Genomic DNA, 3,367 nt, shown 5'->3' with positions numbered 1-3,367 from the left:
CCGGGCCTCGGGCACCCGGCCTGGGCACCCGGTCCGGGCGTCCGAGGCCGGATCGGACCGGGCGGGTCAGTCCAGCGCGCGCCTCCCACCGACCAGCGGGAGCGTCACGGAGCTGTCGCCCGGCTTGACCTCGACCCGGGTCCCAGCGGGCAGGCGGAGGGTGAAGTCGTGGTCGGTGGAGATCAGCACGACGCCGATCCGGTGCCCCGCCTTGACGACGTGGTCGCTCGGCTGCAAGTCGAAGCGGAAGTCGTAGAACCGGCCCTCGCGCAGCAGTTCGGTCCGGGCGGCGGAGTGCCGGTTGCGGACGTCCAGCCACCCCCTGGTGATGATCTTGAAGGGGGCGGTCGTGGTGACGTGCTCGGCCAGCCGGGCGCAGCCGGTGTCGCCGGGGACGCCCTGGCCGTAGCAGACCGGGGTGGCGCCGTAGGCGACCTGGCCGTAGGCGCGGGCGTCGGTGCCGTAGTCGACCAGCAGCGCCGTCAGGTACGGCGAGCGGCCGCCGGAGAACGCCGCCTTGACCGCGACCTCCGGCGTGCCGGAGAGGCGGACGTCCTCGGCCAGCGGCGCCGACAGGTAGGCCAGCCGGTTCGGGTCGGCGGCCGTCTCGTTCCCGGCGAGCTGCTCGGCCGTGCGAGCGGGAGCGTCGACAAAGGACTCGGTGGACTTCACCCGACCGTGCCGCGGGCTCAGTGCGCCGTTGCCTCCGCCGGAACCCGCGACCAGGTGCAGCCGCACGTCGCGGGTGCCGGGCAGCGGCCATGCCGCGTGCTGCGCCCACTGGCCGGGCCCGTGCTCGACGTCGGCCTGCGGCTCGTCCATGATCCCGTTGCGCAGGCCGTACAGGTGGAAGTCGAACCAGCGGTGCAGCTGGCGCAGCCACTCGGCGTTGCGCCCGGCGAGGTTGAACGGGTTGAAGTGCGCGCCCTGGTGCAGCCAGATCTTGCGCGGCACGCCGCGCTTCGCCAGCGCCTCCCACCACTGGACGGCCTGCCCGGTCTTGACGTTCCAGTCGTTGAGGCCGTGGACGACGAAGACCGCGGCGCGCACCTTGCGCGCGTCGGGCAGGTAATTACGTTCGTGCCAGAAACGCGTGTAGTCGCCGGTGACGCGGTCCTGGTCTCGCTCGATGGCGTCCATCAGCCCGCCGCACACCTCCTGCCCGTTCTCCCTGGTCAGCACGTACCTGGCGAGCACGTCGGCGTCCTCGCCCTGGTAGCCACCGGGGGCGACGACCCCGCCGTTGGAACGGTAGTAGTCGTACCAGGAGGAGATGGCCGCGATCGGCACGATGGTCTTCAGGCCCTTGACCCCGGTGGCGGCGACGGCGTTGGGCAGGGTGCCGTTGTAGGAGACGCCGATCATGCCGACGTTCCCGGTGGACCAACCGGCCCGCACTTCGTTCCCTGCCGCGTCGAAGCCCTTGGCCCGGCCGTTCAGCCAGTCGATCGCGGCCTTCGGCCCGGCGGTCTCATTGGGCAGGCCGGCGGTCGGGCAGCCGGTGGCCCGGCCCGAACCGAGGTTCTCCACCAGCGCGACCGCGTAGCCGCGCGGCACGAAGTAGTTGTCGTAATAGCCCGGGAAGGGACCGGCGGCGGCGCGGGCAGCGGCCGGGTCCTCGGCCTGTCCGAACAGCTGCTCGCGCAGGTCGTTGAACTTGTTGCGGCGGTACTCCATGCCCGCGGGGTCGGAACCGTCGAGGTCGACGACGTGGTTGTCCACGTCGTTGCCGCCCGCGTAGTAGGGGCTGGCCTCCATGATGACCGGGACCTTCAGCCCGGTGGCGGTCGCCGCCGGGCGCATGATGTCGACGGCGACCCGGTCGGGGCGGCCGTCGGTGTCGCTGTCGGTCCCGGCGACCTCCACGAACACGGTCTCGGTCAGGGCGTCGGCGCGGGAGTGGACGGGCTGGGTCTCGCCGTTCTCGATCGGCGCGGACGGCAGGGGTGGTGGGGTGGGCGCGGATGACGCCGACGCGGCGGGTACGGCCGCCGCCGGCAGGGCGCCTGCGGGTACGGCCACTGCCAGGGCGAGCAGGAGGTGTTTCCATCTGGTCATGGGGGGTTGCTCCGAAAGCCGATGGAGATTTGACAACTGCCGTCAATCTCCTCGGATGGATCTTCTCTCGCAAGATCCAGGATGTAACGAATCAAACCTTGTTGGAGGTTTCCCGGTTACACCGAGCATTCGGTCGTTCATCACTTCCGCAGCGGAACGGGTGGGGCGGACACGAGGAAGGCGCGGCATTCCGGCCCCGGGGCATGCTCCTCACAGGTCATGAAGCGCTTGCTCCGGGTGATCTCCCAGATGCACCGTTGTGTACCGGCCAGGCGGTCGGCCATGCGCATCGCCGTGGAGGGGTTGACGCTCAGCCGCTCGGCCAGCGTGACGAGTTTGGTCTGCCCGTGGGTGGCCAGGACGACGAGCATGCGGAACTGCGGCAGCGTAACCTTGTCCTCCACCGCGGCCAGCGAGCGGGCCGCGATGGCGACCAGCAGCCGCGACCCGGTGAGGACGGCCGAGGTGACCGCGAAGAGATCCTCGCCGTTCGTCTGATCCGCCTGCCGCTCTGCCATAAGCACTGTTTTTACACGGCTCGTCCCATGCCCGCCTCATTGCATCATGCAAACATGACGGGCCGGGGAGGGCTGGACCCCGCTACGGCGGGCGAAGCCGTAGCGGGGTCCAGCCCTCCCCCGCCTTCCACCCTGCCGTCTCAGCCGGTCAGGCAGCCTGGTAGGGAAGCGGTCGGCGAAGGCCGGCCGCAGGTCGGTGAGCCACACCGCCTCGGGGTCGTACTCGGCGAAGAACGGCCGCCCGACCAGGCCGGGATCACGGGCCTGGATGAGGTGGAGCACGAAGACCTTCCGCCCGGCGACCTCCGCGACGCCGTCGACGCAGACCTTGCCGGGTGTGGCCGACATCGACGGGTCCCGCACGGTACGGCAGAGCCCCGAGACGTCCGCGTAGGCGTCTCGGAAGATCTCGTGGGCCCGGGCCAGCGGCACCGCGAAGTAGTCGCGCGGCCCGATGTCCCGCTCGACGAACATGTAGTACGGCACCATGCCCATCACGTGCAGGCGCCACATCGACGACCAGGCGGCCGCATCGTCGTTGACGGTGCGGATCAGCGGCGCCTGGGTGCGGATCACCGCCCCGGTGGCCAGGATGCGCCGTACGGCGTCGGCCACGAGGCCGGGCTCCATCTCGCGGGGGTGGGTGAAGTGGGCCATGAGGGCGAGGTTCTTGCCCGCCGTTGTGACCTGTTCGAACAGGCGCAGCGTGTCGTCGGCGTCGGGGTCGGCCAGGAAGCGCTGCGGCCAGTAGGCCAGGGACTTGGTGCCGATCCGGACGGACTCCAGCTGCT

At 70.7% G+C, this 3,367-nt stretch carries 2 protein-coding genes and 1 pseudogene; all 3 read right to left on the bottom strand.

Features of this window, described 5'->3' with window-relative positions:
- Window positions 1-66: 66 nt before the first annotated feature.
- Window positions 67-2,058: a Xaa-Pro dipeptidyl-peptidase gene (locus ACWJ6R_RS32790; RefSeq protein ID WP_449065937.1), complete on the bottom strand. Its 1,992-nt coding sequence runs from the start codon at window positions 2,056-2,058 to the stop codon at window positions 67-69.
- 140 nt (window positions 2,059-2,198) lie between these two features.
- The gene (locus ACWJ6R_RS32785; RefSeq protein ID WP_449065936.1) at window positions 2,199-2,576 is read right to left on the bottom strand and encodes a MarR family transcriptional regulator; all 378 of its coding nucleotides are present in this window, start codon (window positions 2,574-2,576) and stop codon (window positions 2,199-2,201) included.
- A gap of 36 nt (window positions 2,577-2,612) precedes the next feature.
- Window positions 2,613-3,367: pseudogene (locus ACWJ6R_RS32780) on the bottom strand (hypothetical protein); the annotation flags it as partial.

The sequence above is a fragment of the Planomonospora algeriensis genome (assembly GCF_977012225.1).
Note: the sequence above shows the minus strand (reverse complement) of the source record. Positions and strands in the feature narration are given on the sequence as shown.